The organism is Streptococcus oralis (assembly GCF_015561235.1).
Lineage (GTDB): Bacteria > Bacillota > Bacilli > Lactobacillales > Streptococcaceae > Streptococcus > Streptococcus oralis_BK.
The window spans coordinates 1,324,093-1,349,264 of sequence record NZ_JADMTC010000001.1 but is presented as its reverse complement, the minus strand read 5'-3'; the positions used below and the strand labels follow the sequence as shown (position 1 = coordinate 1,349,264).

Genomic DNA, 25,172 nt, shown 5'->3' with positions numbered 1-25,172 from the left:
AGCACGAAAATCGCTAAAAAAGTTAAATTTTTTTAAAAATAGGTCCCAAGTCGGATGTTTTTTATGGTATAATAGACTAAACTGATAGTAACATGTAGCGAAAGGGGTAGGTACATGATCAAAATTTATACAGTCTCAAGTTGTACTAGCTGTAAAAAAGCGAAAACTTGGCTCAATGCCCACCAGTTAAGTTATAAAGAACAAAATCTTGGTAAAGAAGGAATTACGAGAGAAGAGTTATTAGACATTCTCACGAAAACCGATAATGGAATTGCCAGTATCGTTTCATCGAAAAACCGCTACGCTAAAGCTCTTGGAGTTGACATTGAAGATTTGAGTGTCAATGAAGTGCTCAACTTAATCATGGAAACACCACGGATCTTAAAGAGTCCGATTCTCGTTGATGAGAAGCGCCTGCAAGTCGGCTATAAAGAAGATGATATCCGTGCCTTCTTGCCACGCTCTGTCCGTAATGTAGAAAATGCAGAAGCACGTCTACGTGCAGCTCTATAAAACATCAAGGCTGGGAGTGACTCCTGGCCTTGTTTTCTCTTTTATTTCAAAATCATGTGAGGGATTATGAAAAAGTTACTAATTGCTAGTTTTGCTCTCCTCTTTTTGCTTGCAGGATGTGGGCAAAAAAAGGAAACCTCTGCTGCTTCTACAACAGCATCTGACCCCATCCAATCAAACCTTCCCGTTTTGGACAATGCTGAAAAGAATACGGTTATCACTAAGACACTGCTGATGCCAAAGTCGGAAAATGGGACGCAACAGACTCAAACGATTACTTATAAAGGCAATCAGTTTTTAACCTTAACCATCCAGCAAAAACGACCTGTTGGGGATGAACTCAAGAACTTTATCTCTGAAAATGGCTTAGAGGAGACGCAAAAAGCGCTTCAAGAAGCTGAAGAGAAGGATGAGACCATCCAAGAGGCACGCAAACTAGCAGGATTTACACTGGAAACAAAGCTACTCAGCGAGACAGAAATCCAGACTACAACGACTTATGATTTTCAAGTATTGGATGTCAAAAAGGCATATCAGATAGAATATTTAAAAAATATCGGTCTTGAAAATCTCTTAAAAAACGAACCTAGCCAATATATTGCAGATAGAGTGGCAAATGGGGCGACAGAACAATAGAAAATCCAAATTAATAGACTAACTTATTTGTAGAACGTCAGGGAATGTGCTATAATAGTACTATTCTAAGGAAAGAGGGTGTTAGAATGGGATTTACTGAAGAAACTGTACGGTTTAAATTGGATGATTCCAATAAGAAAGAAATTAGCGAAACGTTGACAGATGTTTATGCTTCTTTGAATGACAAGGGCTACAATCCGATTAACCAGATCGTCGGTTATGTATTGAGTGGAGACCCTGCCTACGTTCCTCGTTATAACAATGCACGAAATCAAATCCGTAAGTATGAGCGTGATGAAATTGTTGAAGAATTGGTACGCTACTACCTTAAAGGACAAGGAGTCGATCTATAATCTATGAGAATTATGGGATTGGACGTCGGTTCAAAAACAGTGGGCGTGGCTATTAGTGATCCACTAGGCTTTACCGCTCAAGGACTTGAAATCATCCAGATTAATGAGGATCAGGGCCAGTTTGGTTTTGACCGGATCAAGGAATTGGTTGACAGCTATAAGGTGGAACGCTTTGTAGTAGGTTTGCCAAAGAACATGAACAATACCAGCGGTCCGCGAGTAGAAGCCAGTCAAGCCTATGGTGCCAAGCTAGAAGAACTCTTTGGTTTGCCAGTAGACTATCAGGATGAGCGTTTGACAACGGTCGCTGCGGAGCGTATGTTGATTGAACAAGCAGATATCAGTCGCAATAAGCGCAAGAAAGTTATTGATAAGTTGGCTGCTCAGCTGATTTTGCAAAATTATTTAGATAGAAAATTTTAAGACAGAGGAGAAACTATGTCACACGATCACAACCACGACCACGAAGAACGTGAATTGATTACACTTGTTGATGAGCAAGGAAATGAAACTTTATTTGAAATCCTTTTGACCATTGATGGAAAAGAAGAATTTGGTAAAAACTATGTTCTGCTAGTGCCAGTTAATGCAGAAGAAGATGAAAATGGTGAAGTTGAAATCCAAGCTTACTCATTCATCGAAAATGAAGACGGAACAGAAGGCGAATTGCAACCAATTCCAGAAGACTCAGAAGACGAATGGAACATGATTGAAGAAGTCTTCAACAGCTTTATGGAGGAGTAAAAACGTCCGGGGGACGTTTTTACCCCAACTCCCAGAAATTGGAGAGAGTTGGAACATCCGGGGGACGTTTTTACCCCTGCTTCTAGAAATAAGAAAAAGCAGGAACATCCAGTGGACGTGTTTAGCCCAACTCCCAGAAATTGGGAAGAGTTGGAACATCCGGGGGACGTTTTTACCCCTGCTTCTAGAAATAAGAAAAAGCAGGAACATCCAGTGGATGTTTTTAGCCCAGTTCCTTTAAATAAGAGAGAACTGGTAAGTTCTAGGAACATTTTTACCCTTACGCTAAAAATAAAGACCGTAAGTAAGTCTGGGGGACGTTTTTAGCTCACGTTGAAATTCATAGTAGCTAGTGATTAGCTAACCAGGTAAGAGGTCGGGATTTTAGTTCCGACCTCGTTTTTTATTTGTAATCATACTTTGATGCGGTAGTTGATTGGACTTTTGTTAAGGAGACATGTATGTTTGAAGTAGAAGAATGGCTGCATAGTCGGATTGGTTTAAACTTTAGATCTGGACTTGGACGAATGCAGCGAGCAGTGGATTTGCTGGGGAATCCTGAGAAGACTTATCCTATTATACACGTAACAGGGACTAATGGTAAAGGGTCAACTATTGCCTTCATGAGGGAGTTGTTTGTTTCTCATGGTAAAAAAGTTGGTACTTTTACCTCTCCTCATATCATCAGCATCCATGATCGAATCTGTATTAATGGACAGCCGATCGCGGAGGAAGACTTTGTCCGTATAGCTAACCAAGTCAATGAGATGGAAAAGACGCTTTTGCGAACCCATGACCAGTTGTCCTTTTTTGAATTACTGACTCTGATTGCTTTGCTTTACTTTAAAGAGCAGGGAGTGGATCTGGTTCTGCTAGAAGTGGGGATTGGTGGTTTGCTTGATACCACTAATGTCGTAACAGGAGAGATTGCAGTTATTACTTCGATTGGGCTAGATCATCAGGAGACCTTGGGCGATAGCCTGGAGGAAATAGCCAAGCAGAAAGCTGGTATTTTCAAGGCTGGCAAGCAGGCGGTCATTGCCAAGCTTACTCCAGAAGCGGAGCTTGTCTGTCAAAAAAGAGCAAAAGAGTTAGCTGTTGAACTTTATCAAGCTGGGCGAGACTTCACCTTGAATGCTGGGGATTTTTCAAGTAAGCTAGCAAACTTTTCACAGCTTGAAATCGGTTTGGAAGGTGCTTATCAGCAAGAAAATGCCTCCCTGGCCTTACAAACCTTTCTTCTGTTTATGGCGTCAAGAGAGGAAAAAGTTGAAGAAGAGCTTGTGAGACAGGCCTTGCAAGAAACTCACTGGGCAGGTCGATTGGAACGGATTCGTCCGCATATCTACCTAGACGGGGCTCACAATCTTCCAGCCTTGACTCGTCTGGTCGAGTTTATCCAAGGGAAAATTCGGCAAGGATACCAGGTTCATGTCCTTTTTGGCGCCCTTAAACGTAAGGATTATCAAGGGATGCTAGGTTATCTAACGGAGCAGTTGCCTCAGGTGGAACTTAAGGTAACAGGCTTTGACTACAAAGGCTCTCTGGATGAAAAGGATGTGGCGGGTTACGATTTGATTCCTTCCTATGGCGACTTTATCAGAGAATTTGAAGATAAGGCCAATGACCAGGACTTGCTTTTCGTGACGGGATCCCTCTACTTTATCTCGGAAGTCCGAGGGAGTTTGGTTGGAAGCGATGAGATTAGTTGACCTTATAGGTTTATGTTGCTATACTGTAGGTAGGAGGTATATCTGGAAACGATTCCAGCAAAACATTGGCACAAAAGAAAGGAAATCGCTATGAAAACGAAAACATTCACACTTTCTATTGCTTCCCTAGCAATTCTTAGTCTTTTAGCAGCTTGTGGACCTAAGGCACAAGCCCCTACCCAGCAATCTGCTCAGCAATCATCTACTCAACAAGAATCATCTTCTAGCGCTACGACAAGTGCTAGTCAACCGCAGGCATCCTCAAGTCAGGACACTACTGTAGCTCAACCTACGAATATCGATGGTACCTATACTGGAAAGGATGAGAATGACCAAATCACTCTTGTTGTAACAGGTAAAACTGGTACATGGACTGAGGTCGAGCCAGATGGAGATAAGGAAATCAAGCAAGTCAGCTTTGAGCCAGAAAATCAACGTGTCATTATCGGTGATGATGTCAAAATTTACACGGTTAATGGTAATCAATTGATTATCGATGATATGGACCGAGAGGCATCTGACCGAGAGGTATTAACTAAGCAATAATGATTAAGTAAAAGTTCCAATGAGATGAAAGCTATCTTTTTGGAGCTTTTTTCTTGAAAAAAGGGTTGGGTGTTCTTTACTAACTTTTTACTTAAAACGCTTACAAATGTTTGTAAAACTTCTTATAAGGTCGTATACTTATAGTAAATAATCAATTAGCGCAGAGGCGCAGGAGGAAAAGCATATGGCTACATTTTACGTTCCGGCAGTTAACCTTATCGGTAAAGGTGTTGTAAATGAAGTAGGTCCGTATATCAAGGAATTGGGGTATAAGAAGGCCCTTTTGGTGACAGATAAGTTCATCGAAGGCAGTGATATTTTACCTAAGGTCCTAAAACCATTAGATGCTGAAGGGGTCGAATATGTGATTTTTAGCGATGTGGAGCCAAATCCGACTTGCAAGAATGTCACAGATGGAGTGGCTGCCCTGAAAGAGCATGGATGTGACTTCATCATCAGTCTTGGAGGAGGATCTCCTCAGGATGCGGCTAGTTGTATCTCTATCATCGCTACAAATGGTGGAAAACCACAGGACTACGAAGGCCTTCACAAGTCTGCTAAAAAAGGCTTGCCAGTGGTTGCAATCAATACAACAGCTGGAACTTCTGCAGAAATCACCATTAACTATGTTATTACTGACGAAGAACGCAAGGTCAAGATGGTAATGGTAGATAAGAACAGCCTTGCTCAGATCTCTGTCAATGATCCAGAACTTATGGTATCAAAACCGAAAGGATTGACAGCGGCGACAGGTATGGATGCTCTTACTCACGCTGTCGAAGCCTTGGTAACACCAGGTGCTTATAATGTGACCAAGAAACTCTCTATCGGAGCTATCGAACTCATCAAGGAGTACCTCCCTCGTGCTGTGGCAAATGGCCAAGATATTGAAGCGCGTGAGGCGATGGTCAATGCCATCTTCCTCGGTGGTATGAGCTTTAACAATGCTGGTTTGGGTTATGTTCATTCTATGGCTCACCAACTCGGTGCGGTATATAATTTGCCACATGGTGTCTGCTGTGCCATGCTGCTCCCAGTTGTAGAGCGTGAAAATGCCAAACGTGTACCAGAAGCTTTTCGTAATGTGGCCAAGGCCTTGGGACTCCATGTGGAAGGGAAAACAGACCAAGAATGTGCTGACTATGCTATTGCTGAAATTGAGAAACTCTCTGAAACGGTAGGCATTCCGAAGAAGCTCACTGAACTCGGTATCCAAGAAAAAGACTTCGATTTTGACTACCTTTCTAAGAATGCCTTGATTGATGCCTGTGCACCAGGCAATCCATTTATGCCGACTTTGGAAGAAACCATTGCTCTTTATAAAGAACTATTCTAAAGATCAAGTAGAGTGGAAGCAACGTATTCCCAAAAATATAAATAATATTGGAAAGAACTATCATTTTGGTAGTTCTTTTTAGGCCTCTTAATATCCTAGTTAAAAATATAAAAAATGAACAGCGCTTCGTATAGTGAAGATGTAGTTTAAGAATCTTGCAGCTCTTGGAATAGTTTGAATAGAAAAAGGTAAAAGGTTGCCATCTAGCCCTGAACTGAGGTATACTAGTAGAAACATTAGTTTATCAAGCAGTTAAGGAGAATGTTAGAAAAGGAAGGGGATGTATGACGGCTAGAAAAATGCAGCTACTCATGTCCAAGTATGGATTTAGTATTACCATCATGTTGGCGGAGTTGTTTATCGTCTTTGGTTTGTTTCTCTATTTAGGTCAGATGGCTCCAATTCTCTGGATTATCCTAGTTATTTTGATGAGTATGGCGACCATTGTATCGATTGTCAATCGTTCTATGAATCCTGAAAGCAAGGTAACTTGGCTGTTAGTAGCCTTTGTTCCAGTATTTGGTCCCTTGCTCTATATCATGTTTGGAGAACGCCGTTTATCTAAAAAAGAAATGAAGCAACTAAAGCAGCTCCAATCAATGGTTCGCCGAGAGGATAATAGCAGAGCTCTCCGTTTGGAGTTAAAGGAACAAGATAAGTCGGCTTACGGGGTTATCAAATCTCTCCTCAGCATGGACACGAATGCCGATGTCTATAATCGAACGGATACCCATTTTTTCCCTTCAGGGGAAAGCATGTGGCGCCAGATGCTAGAGGATCTCAAAAAAGCCGAGAAATTTATCTTTCTCGAATACTATATCATCGAAGAAGGCTTGATGTGGAATAGTATTTTAGAGATTTTGGAAGAAAAGGCGGCTCAAGGGGTAGAAGTGAAGCTCCTTTATGATGATATTGGTTGTATGGCAACCTTGCCTGGTGATTATACCATTCATCTTCGCGGTCGAGGGATTGAAGCCCATAAATTTAACAAGGTGATTCCGCGCTTAACCGTCGCCTATAACAACCGTGACCACCGTAAAATCATGATTATCGATGGTCAAATTGCCTATACAGGTGGTGTCAATCTGGCAGATGAGTATATCAACCATATCGAACGCTTTGGTTATTGGAAGGATAGCGGTATTCGCCTAGATGGATCAGCGGTTAAGGCTTTTACTAGACTCTTTTTGTCAACCTGGTATATCAACCGTGGGGAAATTAGCGACTTTGACCAATACCATCTCGAAAATCAACCAAAAGATGGGATGGGGCTCTGTATTCCCTATAGTAGTGGACCAAAGCCCATCTACCGATCTCAGGTTGGGAAAACGGTCTATCAAAATCTTATCAATCAAGCTACAGATTATGTCTACATCACGACTCCCTATCTGATTGCTGACTATGATTTAACAGAAAGTATCAAAAATGCAGCTCTGAGAGGGGTAGATGTGCGAATTGTGACGCCGTGTATACCAGATAAGAAGGTTATTCAGTTAGTTACTCGAGGAGCCTATTCAGACTTGTTATCTGCAGGGGTTCGAATTTATGAGTATAGCCCGGGATTCCTTCATAGCAAGCAAATGCTTGTCGATGGAGAGGCAGCTACTGTGGGAACCATCAATTTTGACTATCGGAGTTTGCTTCACCACTATGAAAATGCCGTCTTGCTTTATAGAACGCAGTCTATCATCGATATTGAAAGGGACTTCGAAGAGATTTTTAAAGTTTCTCAAGAAATCTATCCCCACACCATCAAAACTAGCTGGTATCAAAGCCTGATCAAGGAAATTGTCCAGTTGTTTGCACCTATGCTCTAGCTATCCATCAAGATCTAGCCCAAGGCTGGATCTTTTTTGTCTTCTTACGAATAGATAGGTAAAGGAGAAAACCATGCTTAATCTAGAAGATGACGATTTTATTAGAGAGTATAGAGACAGTCGATTCCACCGTTTTCGTGAAATCGAACGCTTTGCGCTATTGAATAAGAAATTCAGCAAATATCAATCCCAAGCTGACATTCCTGTAAGATTTTGATATACTAAAACAGATAAACTTAGAGGAGAAATTGAATGAATGTATATGGGAAAATAGATGAGAAACAAGGAGAATCTCATTATCAAGACTGGTCCGTTCCAGGAAAGCGAGAAGGAGCTCCCATTCCCTTTTTTAGTATCTTGCTTTGGAGTTTAGTGGCTACAGCTATTTCTGTGGTTATCCCCCTTATTTTTGGTTTAGTCAGTCCGCAACAAACTCAGGATCTTTATACTGGTTGGGCCTTGCATCAAAATGGTCAAATGTATACAGATTACTTTGGAACGAATGGATTGCTCTATTACCTGCTTACCTATCTTTCTCTAGGAAGCATTCTGCTTGCTTTGGTTGAGTGGTTGGCCTTGTTTGGAGCAGGAGTTTTTCTTTTTAAATCTGCAGATGCTCTTACTAGTCAAGCAGAAGAAGCCAAGAAGCTGGTATTTGTGTTCTATTTGTTAGTGGCAAGCCTCGCTTTTGGTGGTGGCTATGCCCTCTTGCTAGCCTTGCCTTTCCTATTTTATTCATTGAGCATTGTTACGAACTATTTGGCTTATCCAAATGACGACAAAGGATTTGTAAGAGTAGGGATGAGCCTTGCTCTCGCTTTCTTCCTTGCACCAATCCCAACAGCCTTATTTGCAGCTACACTAGCCTTGGGAATTATCGGCTTTAACTTAGGAAAAGGTCACTTTGTTCATGGTTTATATCAATTTTTTGCGTCAGCCTTAGGGTTCTCGCTCTTATTCTATCCTTTGGGCTACTATACAGTATTAACAGGTAGTTTTGGGGATGCCATTAGCCAGACCTTGTATCCGGTAAATACTCTTAGCCTCTTTTCAAATGCGCATTTGCTTGAAAATGCAGCCTTCTACGGCTTACTTGCTATTGGGCTAGGTTCCCTTACTTTGCTCTTTTCTGGCTTGTTCCAGTCAAAACCAGCCAAGCAGTATTCCCTATCAATTGCTGCTAGTTTGGGCTTGTTGGTTTCTTTGGGAATCTTGATTCTCTCAAAAGAACCTGTCAACGGTACTCATCTCGTTGCTCTCCTTCCTTTCTTGACTTTGCTCCTTCTGACAGGGATCAAAGAGAATGTTTCTGATGGAGGCAGTCGTCGTAGAAGAAGACGTGAGAAAAAAGCCTCTTTCCTCAAAAGAAATTTCTATCTACCACTGATTGCCCTTGTCTACCTCATCGTTCTCCCTATCGCGAGTCGCTACCTTTCGCACCCGGTGACTTATCAGGAGAGAGAGCGACTTGCTAGCGTAGTCAAACAACAAACGAGTTCTGAAGATCGTGTCTATGCATGGGATAATCGTCCAGATTTCTATCGTACAAGCGAACGCTTGGCACCGACCTCTCTAGTGACGCCAACACTTTATACTGCAAGTGACGAAAATAAAACCAAGCTTATGAATGACCTGAAAGAGAATGAACCGAAGATGATTATGGTCAATCAAAAAGTTGCCTTGTGGTCAGATGTAGAGAGCTGGCTCAGTGAAAACTATGAGCTTGTTCAGACAGATACTAGCGAGTTCAAACTTTATAAATCTAAATAATAAAAAATCAATATCTTGTGGAATTTTAAAAATTTTAGGATTTTTAACACAAGATGTTGATTTTTATTTTTAGAGTGGTATAATACTGAATGTAAACAATTCAACAACATTTTAGAAAAGAGCATGGATATGATTGTATTAGAAGAAAAGCTTGCAACCGTTCCCACCTTGTTCGTTGAAAAACGAGATGGTAGACGTGTAGTATTTGATGTAGACAAGATTGACAAGGCTCTCCACAAGGCGGCGGAAAAGGTTATGGACGTCACGCCTCTAGTAGAAAAACGCCTAAATGGTCTAGTTGAAAGAATCGTTACCGAAATTCACAGTCGTTTCCCTCAAGGTGTCAAGATTTACGAAATTCAAAATGTCGTAGAACATGAACTCCTTGAAGCCAAAGAGTATGCGCTGGCTGAAGAGTATATCACCTATCGGACACAAAGGGATTTTGAGCGCTCAAAAGCGACAGATATCAACTTTAGTATCCATAAGCTCCTCAATAAAGACCAAGCGGTTGTCAATGAAAATGCCAATAAAGACAGTGATGTCTTTAATACCCAGCGTGATTTGACAGCAGGGATTGTTGGGAAATCAATCGGACTGCAGATGCTTCCTAAGCACGTAGCCAATGCTCACCAAAAAGGGGATATCCACTATCATGATTTGGATTATAGCCCCTACACACCGATGACCAACTGCTGTTTGATTGATTTTAAAGGCATGTTGGAAAATGGTTTTAAGATTGGAAATGCGGAGGTAGAGAGTCCCAAGTCTATCCAGACTGCGACAGCTCAGATTTCGCAAATCATTGCTAACGTTGCTTCTAGCCAGTACGGGGGCTGTTCAGCTGACCGTATCGATGAAGTCTTGGCGCCTTATGCGGAGAAGAATTATCAAAAGCACCTCAAGGATGCGGAAGAATGGGTCTTGCCTGAAAAACGGGATGATTATGCTTGGAAGAAAACCCAAAAAGATATCTATGATGCCATGCAATCTCTTGAGTATGAAATCAACACCCTCTTCACTTCGAATGGACAAACACCTTTTACTTCACTAGGTTTTGGTCTAGGAACTAGTCGTTTTGAACGGGAAATTCAAAAAGCTATCCTGACCATTCGTATCAAGGGGCTTGGTTCAGAACACCGCACAGCCATCTTCCCTAAACTCATCTTTACGCTTAAAAGAGGCCTTAACTTGGAAGAAGGAACTCCAAACTATGACATCAAACAGTTGGCCCTCGAGTGTGCAACCAAACGGATGTACCCAGATGTCTTATCCTATGATAAGATTATTGAGTTGACTGGTTCTTTCAAGGTACCTATGGGCTGCCGTTCTTTCCTTCAAGGATGGAAAGATGAAAATGGTGTAGAAGTCAATTCAGGTCGGATGAATCTAGGTGTTGTGACGGTTAATCTGCCTCGTATTGCCCTTGAGTCTGAGGGCGACATGAATAAGTTCTGGGAAATATTCAACGAGCGGATGAACATCGCAGAAGATGCTCTAGTTTATCGTGTTGAACGAACCAAGGAAGCAACACCAGCAAACGCCCCCATTCTCTATCAGTACGGGGCCTTCGGACGCCGTCTTGGAAAAGACGAGAGCGTTGATCAGCTCTTTAAGAATCGTCGTGCGACAGTTTCGCTGGGCTACATCGGTTTGTACGAGGTAGCGACAGTCTTCTTTGGAAATAGCTGGGAACACAATCCAGAAGCCAAGGAATTCACGCTGGATATCATTCGCGATATGAAACGTCGGGTAGAAGAGTGGTCTGACCAATATGGCTATCATTTCTCTATCTACTCGACACCGTCTGAAAGTCTAACAGATCGCTTCTGTCGCTTGGATACAGAAAAGTTTGGTTCTATTCCTGACATCACAGATAAGGAATACTACACCAACTCTTTCCACTATGATGTTCGTAAAAATCCAACGCCGTTTGAAAAATTGGACTTTGAGAAGGCTTATCCAGAAGCAGGTGCAACAGGTGGTTTCATCCACTACTGTGAGTATCCAGTTCTCCAACAAAATCCAAAAGCCTTGGAAGCTGTCTGGGACTACGCCTATGATCGTGTAGGGTATCTAGGGACCAATACTCCGATTGATCATTGTTATAAGTGTGACTTTGAAGGGGATTTTGAACCAACTGAAAGAGGATTTGCTTGTCCAAACTGTGGCAATAGTGACCCTAAAACAGTAGATGTGGTCAAACGTACGTGTGGCTATCTGGGAAATCCTCAAGCGCGTCCGATGGTTAATGGACGCCACAAGGAAATCGCTGCGCGTGTCAAACACATGAATGGTTCAACCATTAAAACAGCTGGACATGAAGTAACAAATTAGAAGGAAATGGAATGGGGAAATACCAATTAGACGATAAGGGACGCGCACAAGTGACCCGTTATCACGAGAAACACTCGAAAGGTGGAACAGGCAAAAAAGAACGCTTGCTTAACCTCAGAGAACAGTTTTTAAACAAGAACAAGAAAAAATAAAAGTGAGAGTTCGCTCTCGCTTTTCTCTTAGGTGGGAGGTAAGGATGGAACTACGTAGACCGATATTGGCGGATAAGGAAGCTGTTTTAGAGATGATAGCAGAATTTGAAAAGAGCCAATCAGCCCATGATGGAGGATTTTGGGATACAGAGAACTTTGTGTATGAAGAGTGGTTGGAAACAAATATGCAAAAAGAGATGGGAATAAACTTGCCTGAAAATCGCGTTCCATCAATTCAGTTCGTATTGTTTGATGAATCAGGCCATGCTTTAGGTTTTTTGAATCTACGGCTGAGACTAAATGAGGGACTGCTGAATTTTGCTGGACATATCGGCTATTCCATCCGTCCCTCTGAAAGAGGCAAAGGTTATGCCAAAGAAGCCCTCAGACAAGGCCTGCAAGTTGCCAAGGAAAAGAACATCAAGAAAGCGCTTGTGACCTGTAGTGTGGAAAACCCAGCTAGTAGGGCGGTGATTGTGGCAAATGGTGGGGCGTTTGAGGATGTTCGTAATGGCGTAGAACGTTACTGGATAGATTTGGAGTAGAAGGATGACATGGAATACACCAAAACCAGGTGAATGGAAAAGCGAGGAGCTTAGTAAAGGGCGAATCATTGATTACAAGGCCTTTAACTTTGTAGATGGAGAAGGCGTGCGCAACTCTCTCTACGTATCAGGCTGCATGTTTCACTGCGAGGGGTGCTATAATGTTGCGACTTGGTCTTTCAACGCAGGCATTCCCTATACAGCAGAATTAGAAGAACAGATTATGGAAGATCTCGCTCAACCCTATGTTCAAGGCTTGACTTTGCTGGGGGGAGAGCCCTTTCTTAATACGGGAATTCTCTTGCCTCTCGTTAAACGCATTCGAAAGGAATTGCCAGATAAAGATATCTGGTCCTGGACGGGCTACACGTGGGAAGAAATGATGCTGGAGACTCCAGATAAACTGGAACTCTTGTCGCTGATTGACATCCTTGTCGATGGACGGTATGATAAAAGCAAGCGCAATCTCATGCTCCAGTTTCGAGGTTCCTCTAATCAACGAATTATCGATGTGCAAAAATCTCTTAAAAGTGGGCAAATAGTGATTTGGGACAAGCTTAATGACGGAAAAGAAAGCTATGAACAGGTGAAGAGAGAATGAAGAAAAAAGGCCTGATAGAACAACTGGTCTCAGAGATAGAAATGGGAAAAGTCAAAACACTGGGGATTTACGGCCATGGCGCTTCAGGTAAGTCTACCTTTGCTCAAGAATTATATCAAGCCTTAGATTCTACAAAAGTAAATTTGTTAGAAACAGATCCCTATATCACCTCAAAACGTCATCTGGTAGTACCAAAGCAAGCGCCAGATCAAAAAGTGACAGCTTGTCTGCCAGTGGCGCATGAACTGGCAAGTTTGCAGAGATATATTCTCGCCTTGCAGGCAGGTATGGATGTCTTGACAATCGACGAACCTTGGAAGGCTAGCGAGGTCTTGTCTGGAGAAAAACCAATTCTGATTGTCGAAGGGATGTCTGTGGGCTTTCTACCCAAGGAACTCTTTGACAAAACTATCTGTTTCTACACGGATGAGGAGACGGAATTAGAGAGGCGTCTAGCTCGAGACACGATTATGAGAAATCGAGATGCTTCCTTTGTGTTAGCTAGCCATCAGATGAGACGGGAGCAGTATCTGCGTTACTATAGAGAAACCGAGTCTAAAGCAGATATCTTAGTGGATCAATCAGAAGATAAATTCAAGGTCAAAATGACCCGTATTATCCGTATTATATAGAAGAAAAGATTGGTTTTAATAGTCGTAAATTAGTAATTGTATGAAGATGAAATAGGAAAACAGTTTCATCCCAAAAAAACGAAAAAAAGCTCACAAATCCCTTGCAATCGCAGGGGCTTTGTGTTATTCTATTATGGTGCTGTAAATTACAGCCTTAGCTTTGATGCAAGAGGTTGCGACACGCTCGGTTGCATTGCCACGCAACGCGCGTCGGTTTTCTTGTGGAGCTAGCCTATTATCTTAAATAGACGAAAAGGAGAAAAAGATGGCAAACAAAAAAATCCGTATCCGTTTGAAAGCTTACGAACACCGTACGCTTGACACAGCGGCTGCAAAAATCGTAGAATCAGCTACTCGTACAGGTGCACAAGTTGCGGGTCCAATCCCACTTCCGACTGAACGTAGCCTCTACACAATCATTCGTGCGACTCACAAATACAAAGACTCTCGCGAACAATTCGAAATGCGTACACACAAACGTTTGATCGATATCGTTAACCCAACTCAAAAAACAGTTGATGCTTTGATGAAATTGGATCTTCCAAGTGGTGTAAACGTAGAAATCAAGCTTTAATCCAAAGTTTGAAACCTTGAGCATGAAAAACGCTCGTTAAAAACTTTTTGAATAAAAAATATAGAAAAGGAACTATTTTCTCATGACAAAAGGAATCTTAGGGAAAAAAGTGGGAATGACTCAAATCTTCACTGAAGCTGGCGAATTGATCCCTGTAACAGTTATTGAAGCAACTCCAAACGTTGTTCTTCAAGTTAAAACTGTAGAAACAGATGGTTACAACGCTATTCAAGTTGGTTTTGATGACAAACGCGAAGTATTGAGCAACAAACCTGCTAAAGGACATGTAGCGAAAGCTAACACGGCTCCTAAGCGCTTCATTCGTGAATTCAAAAACGTTGAAGGCTTGGAAGTTGGTGCTGAAATCACAGTTGAAACATTCGCAGCTGGAGACGTTGTTGACGTAACTGGTACTTCTAAAGGTAAAGGTTTCCAAGGTGTTATCAAACGCCATGGACAATCACGTGGACCAATGGCTCACGGTTCTCGTTACCACCGTCGTCCAGGTTCTATGGGACCTGTTGCACCTAACCGCGTGTTCAAAGGTAAAAACCTTGCAGGACGTATGGGTGGCGACCGCGTGACAATTCAAAACCTTGAGGTTGTACAAGTTGTTCCAGAAAAGAACGTTATCCTTATCAAAGGTAACGTACCAGGTGCTAAGAAATCTCTTATCACTATCAAGTCAGCAGTTAAAGCTGGTAAATAATAAGGAAAGGGGAATACAGTCAAAATGGCAAATGTAACATTATTCGACCAAACTGGTAAACAAGCTGGCGAAGTTGTTCTTAACGATGCAATCTTTGGTATTGAACCAAACCAATCTGTTGTGTTTGATGTGATCATCAGCCAACGTGCTAGCCTTCGTCAAGGAACTCACGCAGTTAAAAATCGCTCAGCTGTTTCAGGTGGCGGACGCAAACCATGGCGTCAAAAAGGAACTGGACGTGCTCGTCAAGGTTCTATCCGCTCTCCACAATGGCGTGGTGGTGGAACTGTCTTCGGACCAACTCCACGTAGCTATGCGTACAAACTTCCTCAAAAAGTTCGTCGCCTTGCGCTTAAATCTGTTTACTCAGAAAAAGTTGCTGAAAACAAATTTGTAGCCGTTGATTCTCTTGAATTTACAGCTCCAAAAACTGCTGAATTTGCAAAAGTTCTTGCAGCTTTGAGCATCGATTCTAAAGTCCTTGTTATTCTTGAAGAAGGAAACGAATTCGCAGCTCTTTCAGCTCGTAACCTTCCAAACGTGAAAGTTGCGACTGCTACAACTGCAAGTGTTCTTGACATCGCAAATAGTGACAAACTTCTTGTTACTCAAGCAGCTATCTCTAAAATCGAGGAGGTTCTTGCATAATGAATTTGTATGATGTTATCAAAAAACCTGTTATCACTGAAAGCTCAATGGCTCAACTTGAAGCAGGAAAGTATGTATTTGAAGTTGACACTCGTGCGCACAAACTTTTGATTAAGCAAGCTGTTGAAGCTGCTTTTGAAGGTGTTAAGGTTGCAAATGTCAACACAATCAACGTAAAACCTAAAGCAAAACGTGTTGGACGTTACACTGGTTTTACTAACAAAACTAAAAAAGCTATCATCACACTTACAGCTGATTCAAAAGCAATCGAGTTGTTTGCTGCTGAGGCTGAATAATCTAAGGAGGAAATATCGTGGGAATTCGTGTTTATAAACCAACAACAAACGGTCGCCGTAATATGACTTCTTTGGATTTCGCTGAAATCACAACAAGCGCTCCTGAAAAATCATTGCTTGTTGCTTTGAAGAACAAGGCTGGTCGTAACAACAACGGTCGTATCACTGTTCGTCACCAAGGTGGTGGGCACAAACGTTTCTACCGTTTGGTTGACTTCAAACGTAACAAAGACAACGTTGAAGCAGTTGTTAAAACTATCGAGTACGATCCAAACCGTTCTGCAAACATCGCCCTTGTACACTACACAGACGGTGTGAAAGCATACATCATCGCTCCAAAAGGTCTTGAAGTTGGTCAACGTATCGTTTCAGGCCCAGAAGCAGATATCAAAGTCGGAAATGCTCTTCCACTTGCTAACATTCCAGTTGGTACTTTGATCCACAACATCGAATTGAAACCAGGTCGTGGTGGAGAATTAGTGCGTGCAGCTGGAGCTTCTGCTCAAGTATTGGGTCAAGAAGGTAAATATGTTCTTGTTCGTCTTCAATCTGGCGAAGTACGTATGATTCTTGGAACTTGTCGTGCAACAGTTGGTGTTGTCGGAAACGAACAACATGGACTTGTAAACCTTGGTAAAGCAGGACGTAGCCGTTGGAAAGGTATCCGCCCAACAGTTCGTGGTTCTGTAATGAACCCTAACGATCACCCACACGGTGGTGGTGAAGGTAAAGCACCAGTTGGTCGTAAAGCGCCATCTACTCCATGGGGCAAACCTGCTCTTGGTCTTAAAACTCGTAACAAGAAAGCGAAATCTGACAAGCTTATCGTTCGTCGTCGCAACGAGAAATAATAGTAAACTAGTCGCTTAAGCAACTAGGGAATCCGCCAGCTCGGTAGCGCTCCATGTGAACGCAAGCCGCTGTGGTACAATATTTAAAGGAGAAAACATAAAAATGGGACGCAGTCTTAAAAAAGGACCTTTCGTCGATGAGCATTTGATGAAAAAAGTTGAAGCTCAAGCTAACGACGAAAAGAAAAAAGTTATCAAAACTTGGTCACGTCGTTCAACGATCTTCCCAAGTTTCATTGGTTACACTATTGCAGTTTATGACGGACGTAAACACGTACCTGTTTACATCCAAGAAGACATGGTAGGTCACAAACTTGGTGAATTCGCACCAACTCGTACTTACAAAGGTCACGCTGCAGACGACAAGAAAACACGTAGAAAATAAGGAGAACATAAATGGCAGAAATTACTTCAGCTAAAGCAATGGCTCGTACAGTACGTGTTTCACCTCGTAAATCACGTCTTGTTCTTGACAATATTCGTGGTAAAAGCGTAGCCGACGCTATTGCAATCTTGACATTCACTCCAAACAAAGCTGCTGAAATCATCTTGAAAGTTTTGAATTCAGCTGTAGCTAACGCTGAAAACAACTTTGGTTTGGATAAAGCTAACTTGGTAGTATCTGAAGCATTCGCAAACGAAGGACCAACTATGAAACGTTTCCGTCCACGTGCGAAAGGTTCAGCTTCACCAATCAACAAACGTACAGCTCACATCACTGTAGCTGTTGCAGAAAAATAAGGAGGTAACATCGTGGGTCAAAAAGTACATCCAATTGGTATGCGTGTCGGCATCATCCGTGATTGGGATGCCAAATGGTATGCTGAAAAAGAATACGCGGATTACCTTCATGAAGATCTTGCAATCCGTAAATTCGTTCAAAAAGAACTTGCTGACGCAGCAGTTTCAACTATCGAAATCGAACGCGCAGTGAACAAAGTTAACGTTTCACTTCACACTGCTAAACCAGGTATGGTTATCGGTAAAGGTGGCGCTAACGTTGATGCACTCCGTGCAAAACTTAACAAATTGACTGGAAAACAAGTACACATCAACATCATCGAAATCAAACAACCTGATTTGGATGCTCACCTTGTAGGTGAAGGCATTGCTCGTCAATTGGAGCAACGTGTTGCTTTCCGTCGTGCACAAAAACAAGCAATCCAACGCGCAATGCGTGCCGGAGCTAAAGGAATCAAAACTCAAGTATCAGGTCGTTTGAACGGTGCAGATATTGCCCGTGCTGAAGGATACTCAGAAGGAACTGTTCCACTCCACACACTTCGTGCAGATATCGATTACGCTTGGGAAGAAGCAGATACTACATACGGTAAACTTGGTGTTAAAGTATGGATCTACCGTGGTGAAGTTCTTCCAGCTCGTAAAAACACTAAAGGAGGTAAATAACCAATGTTAGTACCTAAACGTGTTAAACACCGTCGTGAATTCCGCGGAAAAATGCGCGGTGAAGCAAAAGGTGGAAAAGAAGTAGCATTCGGTGAATACGGTCTTCAAGCTACAACTAGCCACTGGATTACTAACCGCCAAATCGAAGCTGCTCGTATCGCCATGACTCGTTACATGAAACGTGGTGGTAAAGTTTGGATTAAAATCTTCCCACACAAATCATACACTGCTAAAGCTATCGGTGTGCGTATGGGATCTGGTAAAGGGGCACCTGAAGGTTGGGTTGCACCAGTTAAACGTGGTAAAGTGATGTTCGAAATCGCTGGTGTATCTGAAGAAATCGCTCGCGAAGCGCTTCGTCTTGCAAGCCACAAATTGCCAGTTAAATGTAAATTCGTAAAACGTGAAGCAGAATAAGGAGAAGGCATGAAACTTAATGAAGTAAAAGAATTTGTTAAAGAACTTCGTGGTCTTTCTCAAGAAGAACTCGCGAAGCGCGAAAACGAATTGAAAAAAGAATTGTTTGAACTTCGTTTCCAAGCTGCTACTGGTCAATTGGAACAAACAGCTCGCTTGAAAGAAGTTAAAAAACAAATCGCTCGTATCAAAACAGTTCAATCTGAAGCGAAATAATAGACTAGGGAAGGAGAAATTTCAATGGAACGCAATAATCGTAAAGTTCTTGTTGGACGTGTTGTATCTGACAAAATGGACAAGACAATCACAGTTGTAGTTGAAACAAAACGTAACCACCCAGTCTATGGTAAACGTATTAACTACTCTAAAAAATACAAAGCACATGATGAAAACAATGTTGCCAAAGAAGGCGATATCGTACGTATCATGGAAACTCGTCCGCTTTCAGCTACAAAACGTTTCCGTCTTGTAGAAGTTGTTGAAGAAGCGGTCATCATCTAATCAAACCTGAAAGGAGAAAACTGAAATGATTCAAACAGAAACTCGTTTGAAAGTCGCAGACAACAGCGGTGCGCGCGAAATCTTGACTATCAAAGTTCTTGGTGGTTCAGGACGTAAATTTGCAAACATCGGTGATGTTATCGTGGCATCTGTAAAACAAGCTACTCCTGGTGGTGCGGTTAAAAAAGGTGACGTTGTAAAAGCTGTTATCGTTCGTACTAAATCAGGTGCTCGTCGTGCTGATGGTTCATACATCAAATTTGACGAAAACGCAGCAGTTATCATCCGTGAAGACAAAACTCCTCGCGGAACACGTATCTTTGGCCCAGTTGCACGTGAATTGCGTGAAGGTGGCTTCATGAAGATCGTGTCACTTGCTCCAGAAGTACTTTAATTTTTAGAAACAAACTAGTCCCCTAGCTTCAAGCTAGGGTGCCCTTATGGGCGTAAGAAAAATTAAGGAGAAACCTAATGTTTGTAAAAAAAGGCGACAAAGTTCGCGTAATCGCTGGTAAAGATAAGGGAACAGAAGCTGTTGTCCTTACTGCCCTTCCAAAAGTAAACAAAGTTATCGTTGAAGGTGTTAACATCGTTAAGAAACACCAACGTCCAACTAACGAACTTCCTCAAGGTGGTATCATCGAGAAAGAAGCAGCTATCCACGTATCAAACGTTCAAGTATTGGACAAAAATGGTGTAGCTGGTCGTGTTGGTTACAAATTTGTAGACGGTAAAAAAGTTCGCTACAACAAAAAATCAGGCGAAGTGCTTGATTAATCACGAAGGAAAGGAGAAGTATAATGGCAAATCGTTTAAAAGAAAAATATCTTAATGAAGTAGTTCCTGCTTTGACAGAACAATTCAACTACTCATCAGTGATGGCTGTGCCTAAAGTAGATAAGATCGTTTTGAACATGGGTGTTGGTGAAGCTGTATCAAACGCTAAAAGTCTTGAAAAAGCTGCTGAAGAATTGGCACTTATCTCAGGTCAAAAACCACTTATCACTAAAGCTAAAAAATCAATCGCCGGCTTCCGTCTTCGTGAAGGTGTAGCGATTGGTGCAAAAGTTACCCTTCGTGGTGAACGTATGTACGAATTCTTGGACAAATTGGTTTCAGTTTCACTTCCACGCGTGCGTGACTTCCACGGTGTTCCAACAAAATCATTTGATGGACGCGGAAACTACACTCTTGGTGTGAAAGAACAATTGATCTTCCCAGAAATCAACTTTGATGACGTTGACAAAACTCGTGGTCTTGACATCGTTATCGTAACAACTGCTAACACTGACGAAGAGTCACGTGCATTGCTTACAGGCCTTGGAATGCCTTTTGCAAAATAATATAGGAGGTAAATCTAATGGCTAAAAAATCAATGATTGCTAAGAACAAACGTCCAGCGAAGTTCTCTACTCAAGCTTATACTCGTTGTGAAAAATGTGGTCGTCCACATTCAGTTTACCGCAAATTTAAACTTTGCCGTGTTTGCTTCCGTGAATTAGCTTACAAAGGACAAATTCCTGGTGTAACAAAAGCATCTTGGTAATTTAAGATATCAAGGGCGTCAAAACTCAAAGTGAAAATAGGAAACTTGACGAAGAAACTGAAGTTTCTAGGAAAGTTTATCTTTTTCACGCAGAGTTTAGCCCGGGTTCAGTTGGGCTTGCCAATTTGAACACGAGCTACAGCTTTGGCAAAAAAGACCAATTTTCTTTGGAGCATCGCTCCAGCATCAAATTGTCTATTTTTGCTCTTGCTGTTACGCTCTTTGTATCATGTATTAACTAGCAAGTGCAACTTGCAAACTACTAGTAAGAGGAGAAAAACAAAATGGTTATGACTGACCCAATCGCAGACTTCCTAACTCGTATTCGTAACGCTAACCAAGCGAAACACGAAGTACTTGAAGTACCTGCATCAAACATCAAAAAAGGGATTGCTGAAATCCTTAAACGCGAAGGTTTTGTTAAGAACGTAGAAATCATCGAAGATGACAAACAAGGCATCATCCGTGTATTCCTTAAATACGGACCAAACGGTGAAAAAGTTATCACTAACTTGAAACGTGTTTCTAAACCAGGACTTCGTGTCTACAAGAAACGTGAAGATCTTCCAAAAGTTCTTAACGGACTTGGAATTGCTATTCTTTCAACTTCTGAAGGTTTGCTTACTGATAAAGAAGCTCGCCAAAAGAATGTTGGTGGTGAGGTTATCGCTTACGTTTGGTAATATTTAGCTCCCAATTTCTTTGTGACTCTTCGTTATCGTCTCTTGCCTAACCCAAAGTTATGCCGGCGAGACGATGCCTAGATTCACTTTGGAATTGAAACCTAAATGTTCCTTTAAATCGAGAAATCGATTTAAGCCCCCGTGAAAACTGGCCATTCTGGCCTGACAATTTAACAGGAGAAAATAAACATGTCACGTATTGGTAATAAAGTTATCGTGTTGCCTGCTGGTGTTGAAATCACTAACAATGACAACGTTGTAACTGTAAAAGGACCTAAAGGAGAGCTTACTCGTGAGTTCTCAAAAGATATTGAAATTCGTGTGGAAGGTACTGAAGTAACTCTTCACCGTCCAAACGATTCAAAAGAAATGAAAACAATCCATGGAACTACTCGTGCCCTTTTGAACAACATGGTAATTGGTGTATCAGAAGGATTCAAGAAAGAACTTGAAATGCGTGGGGTTGGTTACCGTGCACAACTTCAAGGTAAAAAACTTGTTTTGGCTGTTGGTAAATCTCATCCAGACGAAGTTGAAGCTCCAGAAGGAATTACTTTTGAACTTCCAAACCCAACAACAATCGTTGTTAGCGGAATTTCAAAAGAAGTAGTTGGTCAAACAGCTGCTTACGTACGTAGCCTTCGTTCACCAGAACCATATAAAGGTAAAGGTATCCGTTACGTTGGTGAATTCGTTCGCCGTAAAGAAGGTAAAACAGGTAAATAATGTTGAGTGGTTGATTTTCAACCACCGACCTATTTTCCAACTTAGTGCATAGCACATGATTTAAAACTAAAGAGGTGAAAACTGTGATTTCTAAACCAGATAAAAACAAACTCCGCCAAAAACGCCACCGTCGCGTTCGCGGAAAACTCTCTGGAACTGCTGATCGCCCACGTTTGAACGTATTCCGTTCTAATACAGGCATCTACGCTCAAGTGATTGATGACGTAGCGGGTGTAACGCTCGCAAGTGCTTCAACTCTTGACAAAGAAGTTTCAAAAGGAACTAAAACTGAACAAGCCGTTACTGTCGGTAAACTCGTTGCAGAACGTGCAAACGCTAAAGGTATTTCAGAAGTGGTGTTCGACCGCGGTGGATATCTATATCACGGACGTGTGAAAGCTTTGGCTGATGCAGCTCGTGAAAACGGATTGAAATTCTAATAGGAGGACACTAGAAAATGGCATTTAAAGACAATGCAGTTGAATTAGAAGAACGCGTAGTTGCTGTCAACCGTGTTACAAAAGTTGTTAAAGGTGGACGTCGTCTTCGTTTCGCAGCTCTTGTTGTTGTTGGTGACCACAACGGTCGCGTAGGATTTGGTACTGGTAAAGCTCAAGAAGTTCCAGAAGCAATCCGCAAAGCAGTAGAAGATGCTAAGAAAAACTTGATTGAGGTTCCTATGGTTGGAACAACAATCCCACACGAAGTTCTTTCAGAATTCGGTGGAGCTAAAGTATTGTTGAAACCTGCTGTAGAAGGTTCTGGAGTTGCCGCTGGTGGTGCAGTTCGTGCCGTTGTGGAATTGGCAGGTGTGGCAGATATTACATCTAAATCACTTGGTTCTAACACTCCAATCAACATTGTTCGCGCAACTGTTGAAGGTTTGAAACAATTGAAACGCGCTGAAGAAGTTGCTGCCCTTCGTGGTATTTCAGTTTCTGATTTGGCATAAGAAAGGGGATAAAATGGCTCAAATTAAAATTACTTTGACTAAGTCTCCAATCGGACGCATTCCATCACAACGTAAAACTGTTGTAGCACTTGGACTTGGCAAATTGAACAGCTCTGTTATCAAAGAAGACAACGCTGCTATCCGTGGTATGATCACTGCAGTATCTCACTTGGTAACAGTTGAAGAAGTAAACTAATGAATTTTTAGGGGATGTGGCAATACTCATCCCCTAAAACTAGGTATAGTCATCTTAGATGACCATGTATAGGCGAGTTGATAAGGGAGACAACCTTTTCTCTCTTATCGGCGCTAGCATTTTACAAAAGAGGAGAAAATAATAATGAAACTTCATGAATTGAAACCTGCAGAAGGTTCTCGTAAAGTACGTAACCGTGTTGGTCGTGGTACTTCATCAGGTAACGGTAAAACATCTGGTCGCGGTCAAAAAGGTCAAAAAGCTCGTAGCGGTGGCGGAGTTCGCCTTGGTTTTGAAGGTGGACAAACTCCATTGTTCCGTCGTCTTCCAAAACGTGGATTCACTAATATCAACGCTAAAGAATACGCAATTGTAAACCTTGACCAATTGAACGTCTTTGAAGACGGTGCAGAAGTAACTCCAGTTGTGCTTATCGAAGCAGGAATTGTGAAAGCTGAAAAATCAGGAGTTAAAATTCTTGGTAACGGTGAGTTGACTAAGAAATTGACTGTGAAAGCATCTAAATTCTCTAAATCAGCTGAGGAAGCTATCACTGCTAAAGGTGGTTCTGTAGAAGTCATCTAAGAGAGGTGACCCATGTTTTTTAAATTATTAAAAGAAGCGCTCAAGGTTAAACAAGTTCGATCAAAAATTCTCTTTACGATTTTTATCATTCTTGTTTTCCGTATTGGGACAAGTATCACTGTTCCAGGTGTGAATGCAAAAAGTTTAGAAGCTATCAGTGGTTTATCTTTCTTGAACATGCTTAGTCTTGTTTCAGGGAATGCCATGAAGAACTTCTCCGTTTTTGCACTCGGAGTAAGTCCGTATATCACTGCTTCAATCGTTGTTCAATTGCTACAAATGGATATTTTACCGAAGTTTGTAGAATGGGGCAAACAAGGGGAAGTAGGACGGAGAAAACTAAACCAAGCTACCCGTTATATTGCACTTGTACTTGCATTTGTTCAATCTATTGGGATTACAGCAGGATTTAATACTCTATCTGGGGCGAAATTATTAACGACAGCGTTAACTCCACAAGTCTTTGTTACTATCGGTATTATCCTTACAGCAGGTAGTATGATTGTAACTTGGCTCGGGGAACAAATTACAGATAAGGGATACGGAAACGGTGTTTCTATGATTATCTTTGCAGGTATTGTTGCTTCAATTCCTGAGATGATTAAAGGCATCTATGTTGACTACTTCGTCAATATTCCAAGTAGCCGTTTGACTTCATCTATTATCTTTGTCGTTATTTTGATTATCGCTGTCTTGTTGATTGTATACTTTACAACCTTTGTTCAACAGGCAGAATATAAAATTCCAATCCAATATACAAAAGTTGCTCAAGGAGCCCCATCAAGCTCATACCTTCCATTGAAGGTAAACCCAGCGGGGGTTATCCCAGTTATCTTTGCAAGTTCCATCACAGCAGCACCTGCAGCCATTCTTCAATTTTTGAGTGCTACAGGTCATGATTGGGCTTGGGTACGTACAGCACAGGAAATGTTATCTACAACATCTCCGACAGGTGTTGCTATGTATGCCTTGTTAATCATTCTCTTTACATTCTTCTATACATTTGTACAGATCAATCCAGAGAAGGCAGCAGAAAACTTGCAAAAGAGTGGAGCCTACATTCATGGTGTCCGTCCTGGTAAGGGGACTGAAGAGTTCATGTCGAAACTTCTTCGTCGCCTTGCGACTGTCGGATCAATCTTCCTTGGTGTGATTTCAATCTTGCCGATTGTGGCAAAAGATGTCTTTGGTCTTTCAGAAGCTGTTGCTTTTGGGGGAACTAGTCTTTTGATCATTATCTCAACCGGTATCGAAGGAATCAAACAGCTAGAAGGTTACCTATTGAAACGTAAGTATGTTGGTTTCATGGACAAAACAGAATAAAAGCAAAATTACTTTTGCTTAGAGAGTGGAGTATGAAGGTCTATCTATCAGAGAGATTTTCGTC

The 25,172-nt window shown here is 41.7% G+C and carries 38 protein-coding genes; all 38 read left to right on the top strand.

Annotated features, from left to right (window positions below):
* Positions 1 to 114: 114 nt before the first annotated feature.
* The 38 genes from spx to secY all read left to right on the top strand — a co-directional run bounded on the left by spx (position 115) and on the right by secY (position 25,108).
* On the top strand, positions 115 to 513 hold the full coding sequence (spx, locus tag I2H52_RS06940) for a transcriptional regulator Spx (protein WP_000591165.1): 399 nt from the start codon (positions 115 to 117) through the stop codon (positions 511 to 513).
* A 66-nt stretch (positions 514 to 579) separates the two neighbouring features.
* Positions 580 to 1,149: an SP0191 family lipoprotein gene (locus I2H52_RS06935; protein ID WP_045617803.1), complete on the top strand. Its 570-nt coding sequence runs from the start codon at positions 580 to 582 to the stop codon at positions 1,147 to 1,149.
* An 86-nt stretch (positions 1,150 to 1,235) separates the two neighbouring features.
* The gene (locus I2H52_RS06930) at positions 1,236 to 1,502 is read left to right on the top strand and encodes an IreB family regulatory phosphoprotein (RefSeq protein WP_000507059.1); all 267 of its coding nucleotides are present in this window, start codon (positions 1,236 to 1,238) and stop codon (positions 1,500 to 1,502) included.
* A 3-nt stretch (positions 1,503 to 1,505) separates the two neighbouring features.
* Positions 1,506 to 1,925, top strand: a complete 420-nt coding sequence (gene ruvX, locus I2H52_RS06925; protein ID WP_002876031.1) for a Holliday junction resolvase RuvX — start codon at positions 1,506 to 1,508, stop codon at positions 1,923 to 1,925.
* A gap of 15 nt (positions 1,926 to 1,940) precedes the next feature.
* Positions 1,941 to 2,246, top strand: coding sequence for a DUF1292 domain-containing protein (locus tag I2H52_RS06920; protein WP_000017624.1), 306 nt, complete (start codon positions 1,941 to 1,943; stop codon positions 2,244 to 2,246).
* A 461-nt stretch (positions 2,247 to 2,707) separates the two neighbouring features.
* Positions 2,708 to 3,958 carry a bifunctional folylpolyglutamate synthase/dihydrofolate synthase gene (locus I2H52_RS06915; RefSeq protein ID WP_045617801.1) on the top strand — a complete coding sequence of 417 codons (1,251 nt, stop codon included), beginning with the start codon at positions 2,708 to 2,710 and terminating at the stop codon, positions 3,956 to 3,958.
* Positions 3,959 to 4,048: 90 nt separating this feature from the next.
* A complete protein-coding gene (locus tag I2H52_RS06910) occupies positions 4,049 to 4,504 on the top strand; it encodes an SP_0198 family lipoprotein (RefSeq protein ID WP_000853132.1) in 456 nt (151 codons plus the stop codon).
* Between the two features lie 184 nt (positions 4,505 to 4,688).
* Complete coding sequence (locus I2H52_RS06905) at positions 4,689 to 5,840, top strand: iron-containing alcohol dehydrogenase (protein ID WP_195594829.1); 1,152 nt, start codon at positions 4,689 to 4,691, stop codon at positions 5,838 to 5,840.
* 284 nt (positions 5,841 to 6,124) lie between these two features.
* A complete protein-coding gene (gene cls, locus I2H52_RS06900; RefSeq protein ID WP_045617797.1) occupies positions 6,125 to 7,657 on the top strand; it encodes a cardiolipin synthase in 1,533 nt (510 codons plus the stop codon).
* 73 nt (positions 7,658 to 7,730) lie between these two features.
* Positions 7,731 to 7,874 carry a hypothetical protein gene (locus tag I2H52_RS06895; RefSeq protein WP_193431989.1) on the top strand — a complete coding sequence of 48 codons (144 nt, stop codon included), beginning with the start codon at positions 7,731 to 7,733 and terminating at the stop codon, positions 7,872 to 7,874.
* A 35-nt stretch (positions 7,875 to 7,909) separates the two neighbouring features.
* The gene (locus tag I2H52_RS06890; protein ID WP_195594827.1) at positions 7,910 to 9,427 is read left to right on the top strand and encodes a damage-inducible protein CinA; all 1,518 of its coding nucleotides are present in this window, start codon (positions 7,910 to 7,912) and stop codon (positions 9,425 to 9,427) included.
* A 129-nt stretch (positions 9,428 to 9,556) separates the two neighbouring features.
* Positions 9,557 to 11,764, top strand: coding sequence for an anaerobic ribonucleoside-triphosphate reductase (gene nrdD, locus I2H52_RS06885; protein ID WP_045617793.1), 2,208 nt, complete (start codon positions 9,557 to 9,559; stop codon positions 11,762 to 11,764).
* Between the two features lie 11 nt (positions 11,765 to 11,775).
* The gene (locus I2H52_RS06880; RefSeq protein ID WP_000521625.1) at positions 11,776 to 11,916 is read left to right on the top strand and encodes a hypothetical protein; all 141 of its coding nucleotides are present in this window, start codon (positions 11,776 to 11,778) and stop codon (positions 11,914 to 11,916) included.
* Between the two features lie 44 nt (positions 11,917 to 11,960).
* Positions 11,961 to 12,461, top strand: coding sequence for a GNAT family N-acetyltransferase (locus I2H52_RS06875; RefSeq protein WP_045617790.1), 501 nt, complete (start codon positions 11,961 to 11,963; stop codon positions 12,459 to 12,461).
* 4 nt (positions 12,462 to 12,465) lie between these two features.
* Positions 12,466 to 13,062 carry an anaerobic ribonucleoside-triphosphate reductase activating protein gene (nrdG, locus tag I2H52_RS06870; protein WP_045617788.1) on the top strand — a complete coding sequence of 199 codons (597 nt, stop codon included), beginning with the start codon at positions 12,466 to 12,468 and terminating at the stop codon, positions 13,060 to 13,062.
* Positions 13,059 to 13,694: a uridine kinase family protein gene (locus I2H52_RS06865; RefSeq protein ID WP_045617787.1), complete on the top strand. Its 636-nt coding sequence runs from the start codon at positions 13,059 to 13,061 to the stop codon at positions 13,692 to 13,694. The genes nrdG and I2H52_RS06865 overlap by 4 nt, the downstream gene beginning before the upstream one ends.
* A 265-nt stretch (positions 13,695 to 13,959) precedes the next feature.
* The gene (gene rpsJ, locus I2H52_RS06860) at positions 13,960 to 14,268 is read left to right on the top strand and encodes a 30S ribosomal protein S10 (protein ID WP_001284513.1); all 309 of its coding nucleotides are present in this window, start codon (positions 13,960 to 13,962) and stop codon (positions 14,266 to 14,268) included.
* A gap of 82 nt (positions 14,269 to 14,350) precedes the next feature.
* Complete coding sequence (rplC, locus tag I2H52_RS06855) at positions 14,351 to 14,977, top strand: 50S ribosomal protein L3 (RefSeq protein WP_000160197.1); 627 nt, start codon at positions 14,351 to 14,353, stop codon at positions 14,975 to 14,977.
* Positions 14,978 to 15,001: 24 nt separating this feature from the next.
* The gene (rplD, locus tag I2H52_RS06850) at positions 15,002 to 15,625 is read left to right on the top strand and encodes a 50S ribosomal protein L4 (RefSeq protein ID WP_000024550.1); all 624 of its coding nucleotides are present in this window, start codon (positions 15,002 to 15,004) and stop codon (positions 15,623 to 15,625) included.
* A complete protein-coding gene (locus I2H52_RS06845; protein WP_001055347.1) occupies positions 15,625 to 15,921 on the top strand; it encodes a 50S ribosomal protein L23 in 297 nt (98 codons plus the stop codon). The genes rplD and I2H52_RS06845 overlap by 1 nt, the downstream gene beginning before the upstream one ends.
* A gap of 17 nt (positions 15,922 to 15,938) precedes the next feature.
* Entirely contained in the window at positions 15,939 to 16,772 is an 834-nt protein-coding gene (gene rplB / locus I2H52_RS06840) for a 50S ribosomal protein L2 (RefSeq protein ID WP_000512901.1), read from the top strand.
* A 103-nt stretch (positions 16,773 to 16,875) separates the two neighbouring features.
* The gene (gene rpsS, locus I2H52_RS06835) at positions 16,876 to 17,157 is read left to right on the top strand and encodes a 30S ribosomal protein S19 (RefSeq protein ID WP_000533766.1); all 282 of its coding nucleotides are present in this window, start codon (positions 16,876 to 16,878) and stop codon (positions 17,155 to 17,157) included.
* 11 nt (positions 17,158 to 17,168) lie between these two features.
* Positions 17,169 to 17,513: a 50S ribosomal protein L22 gene (rplV, locus tag I2H52_RS06830; protein ID WP_000818137.1), complete on the top strand. Its 345-nt coding sequence runs from the start codon at positions 17,169 to 17,171 to the stop codon at positions 17,511 to 17,513.
* Positions 17,514 to 17,525: 12 nt separating this feature from the next.
* Positions 17,526 to 18,179 carry a 30S ribosomal protein S3 gene (rpsC, locus tag I2H52_RS06825; protein ID WP_000529936.1) on the top strand — a complete coding sequence of 218 codons (654 nt, stop codon included), beginning with the start codon at positions 17,526 to 17,528 and terminating at the stop codon, positions 18,177 to 18,179.
* Between the two features lie 3 nt (positions 18,180 to 18,182).
* Positions 18,183 to 18,596 (top strand): 50S ribosomal protein L16, encoded by a 414-nt coding sequence (gene rplP, locus I2H52_RS06820; RefSeq protein WP_000960946.1) that lies wholly within the window; start codon positions 18,183 to 18,185, stop codon positions 18,594 to 18,596.
* 9 nt (positions 18,597 to 18,605) lie between these two features.
* Positions 18,606 to 18,812 carry a 50S ribosomal protein L29 gene (gene rpmC / locus I2H52_RS06815; protein WP_000772918.1) on the top strand — a complete coding sequence of 69 codons (207 nt, stop codon included), beginning with the start codon at positions 18,606 to 18,608 and terminating at the stop codon, positions 18,810 to 18,812.
* A gap of 24 nt (positions 18,813 to 18,836) precedes the next feature.
* Positions 18,837 to 19,097 carry a 30S ribosomal protein S17 gene (gene rpsQ / locus I2H52_RS06810; RefSeq protein WP_000440801.1) on the top strand — a complete coding sequence of 87 codons (261 nt, stop codon included), beginning with the start codon at positions 18,837 to 18,839 and terminating at the stop codon, positions 19,095 to 19,097.
* Positions 19,098 to 19,122: 25 nt separating this feature from the next.
* Positions 19,123 to 19,491 carry a 50S ribosomal protein L14 gene (gene rplN / locus I2H52_RS06805; RefSeq protein ID WP_000616545.1) on the top strand — a complete coding sequence of 123 codons (369 nt, stop codon included), beginning with the start codon at positions 19,123 to 19,125 and terminating at the stop codon, positions 19,489 to 19,491.
* A gap of 77 nt (positions 19,492 to 19,568) precedes the next feature.
* Positions 19,569 to 19,874: a 50S ribosomal protein L24 gene (rplX, locus tag I2H52_RS06800; RefSeq protein ID WP_000497691.1), complete on the top strand. Its 306-nt coding sequence runs from the start codon at positions 19,569 to 19,571 to the stop codon at positions 19,872 to 19,874.
* A 23-nt stretch (positions 19,875 to 19,897) separates the two neighbouring features.
* A complete protein-coding gene (gene rplE / locus I2H52_RS06795) occupies positions 19,898 to 20,440 on the top strand; it encodes a 50S ribosomal protein L5 (protein ID WP_000013542.1) in 543 nt (180 codons plus the stop codon).
* A 17-nt stretch (positions 20,441 to 20,457) separates the two neighbouring features.
* Positions 20,458 to 20,643, top strand: a complete 186-nt coding sequence (locus I2H52_RS06790) for a type Z 30S ribosomal protein S14 (protein ID WP_001085697.1) — start codon at positions 20,458 to 20,460, stop codon at positions 20,641 to 20,643.
* Between the two features lie 284 nt (positions 20,644 to 20,927).
* Positions 20,928 to 21,326, top strand: coding sequence for a 30S ribosomal protein S8 (gene rpsH, locus I2H52_RS06785; protein WP_000245504.1), 399 nt, complete (start codon positions 20,928 to 20,930; stop codon positions 21,324 to 21,326).
* 189 nt (positions 21,327 to 21,515) lie between these two features.
* Complete coding sequence (rplF, locus tag I2H52_RS06780) at positions 21,516 to 22,052, top strand: 50S ribosomal protein L6 (protein ID WP_000086623.1); 537 nt, start codon at positions 21,516 to 21,518, stop codon at positions 22,050 to 22,052.
* Positions 22,053 to 22,135: 83 nt separating this feature from the next.
* Positions 22,136 to 22,492: a 50S ribosomal protein L18 gene (rplR, locus tag I2H52_RS06775; RefSeq protein ID WP_004244055.1), complete on the top strand. Its 357-nt coding sequence runs from the start codon at positions 22,136 to 22,138 to the stop codon at positions 22,490 to 22,492.
* Positions 22,493 to 22,509: 17 nt separating this feature from the next.
* Complete coding sequence (gene rpsE, locus I2H52_RS06770; protein WP_000874204.1) at positions 22,510 to 23,004, top strand: 30S ribosomal protein S5; 495 nt, start codon at positions 22,510 to 22,512, stop codon at positions 23,002 to 23,004.
* A gap of 13 nt (positions 23,005 to 23,017) precedes the next feature.
* Positions 23,018 to 23,200: a 50S ribosomal protein L30 gene (gene rpmD / locus I2H52_RS06765; RefSeq protein WP_000057241.1), complete on the top strand. Its 183-nt coding sequence runs from the start codon at positions 23,018 to 23,020 to the stop codon at positions 23,198 to 23,200.
* Positions 23,201 to 23,344: 144 nt separating this feature from the next.
* Positions 23,345 to 23,785 carry a 50S ribosomal protein L15 gene (gene rplO / locus I2H52_RS06760; RefSeq protein ID WP_195594825.1) on the top strand — a complete coding sequence of 147 codons (441 nt, stop codon included), beginning with the start codon at positions 23,345 to 23,347 and terminating at the stop codon, positions 23,783 to 23,785.
* A 12-nt stretch (positions 23,786 to 23,797) separates the two neighbouring features.
* Positions 23,798 to 25,108, top strand: a complete 1,311-nt coding sequence (secY, locus tag I2H52_RS06755) for a preprotein translocase subunit SecY (protein WP_195594824.1) — start codon at positions 23,798 to 23,800, stop codon at positions 25,106 to 25,108.
* Positions 25,109 to 25,172: the final 64 nt, after the last annotated feature.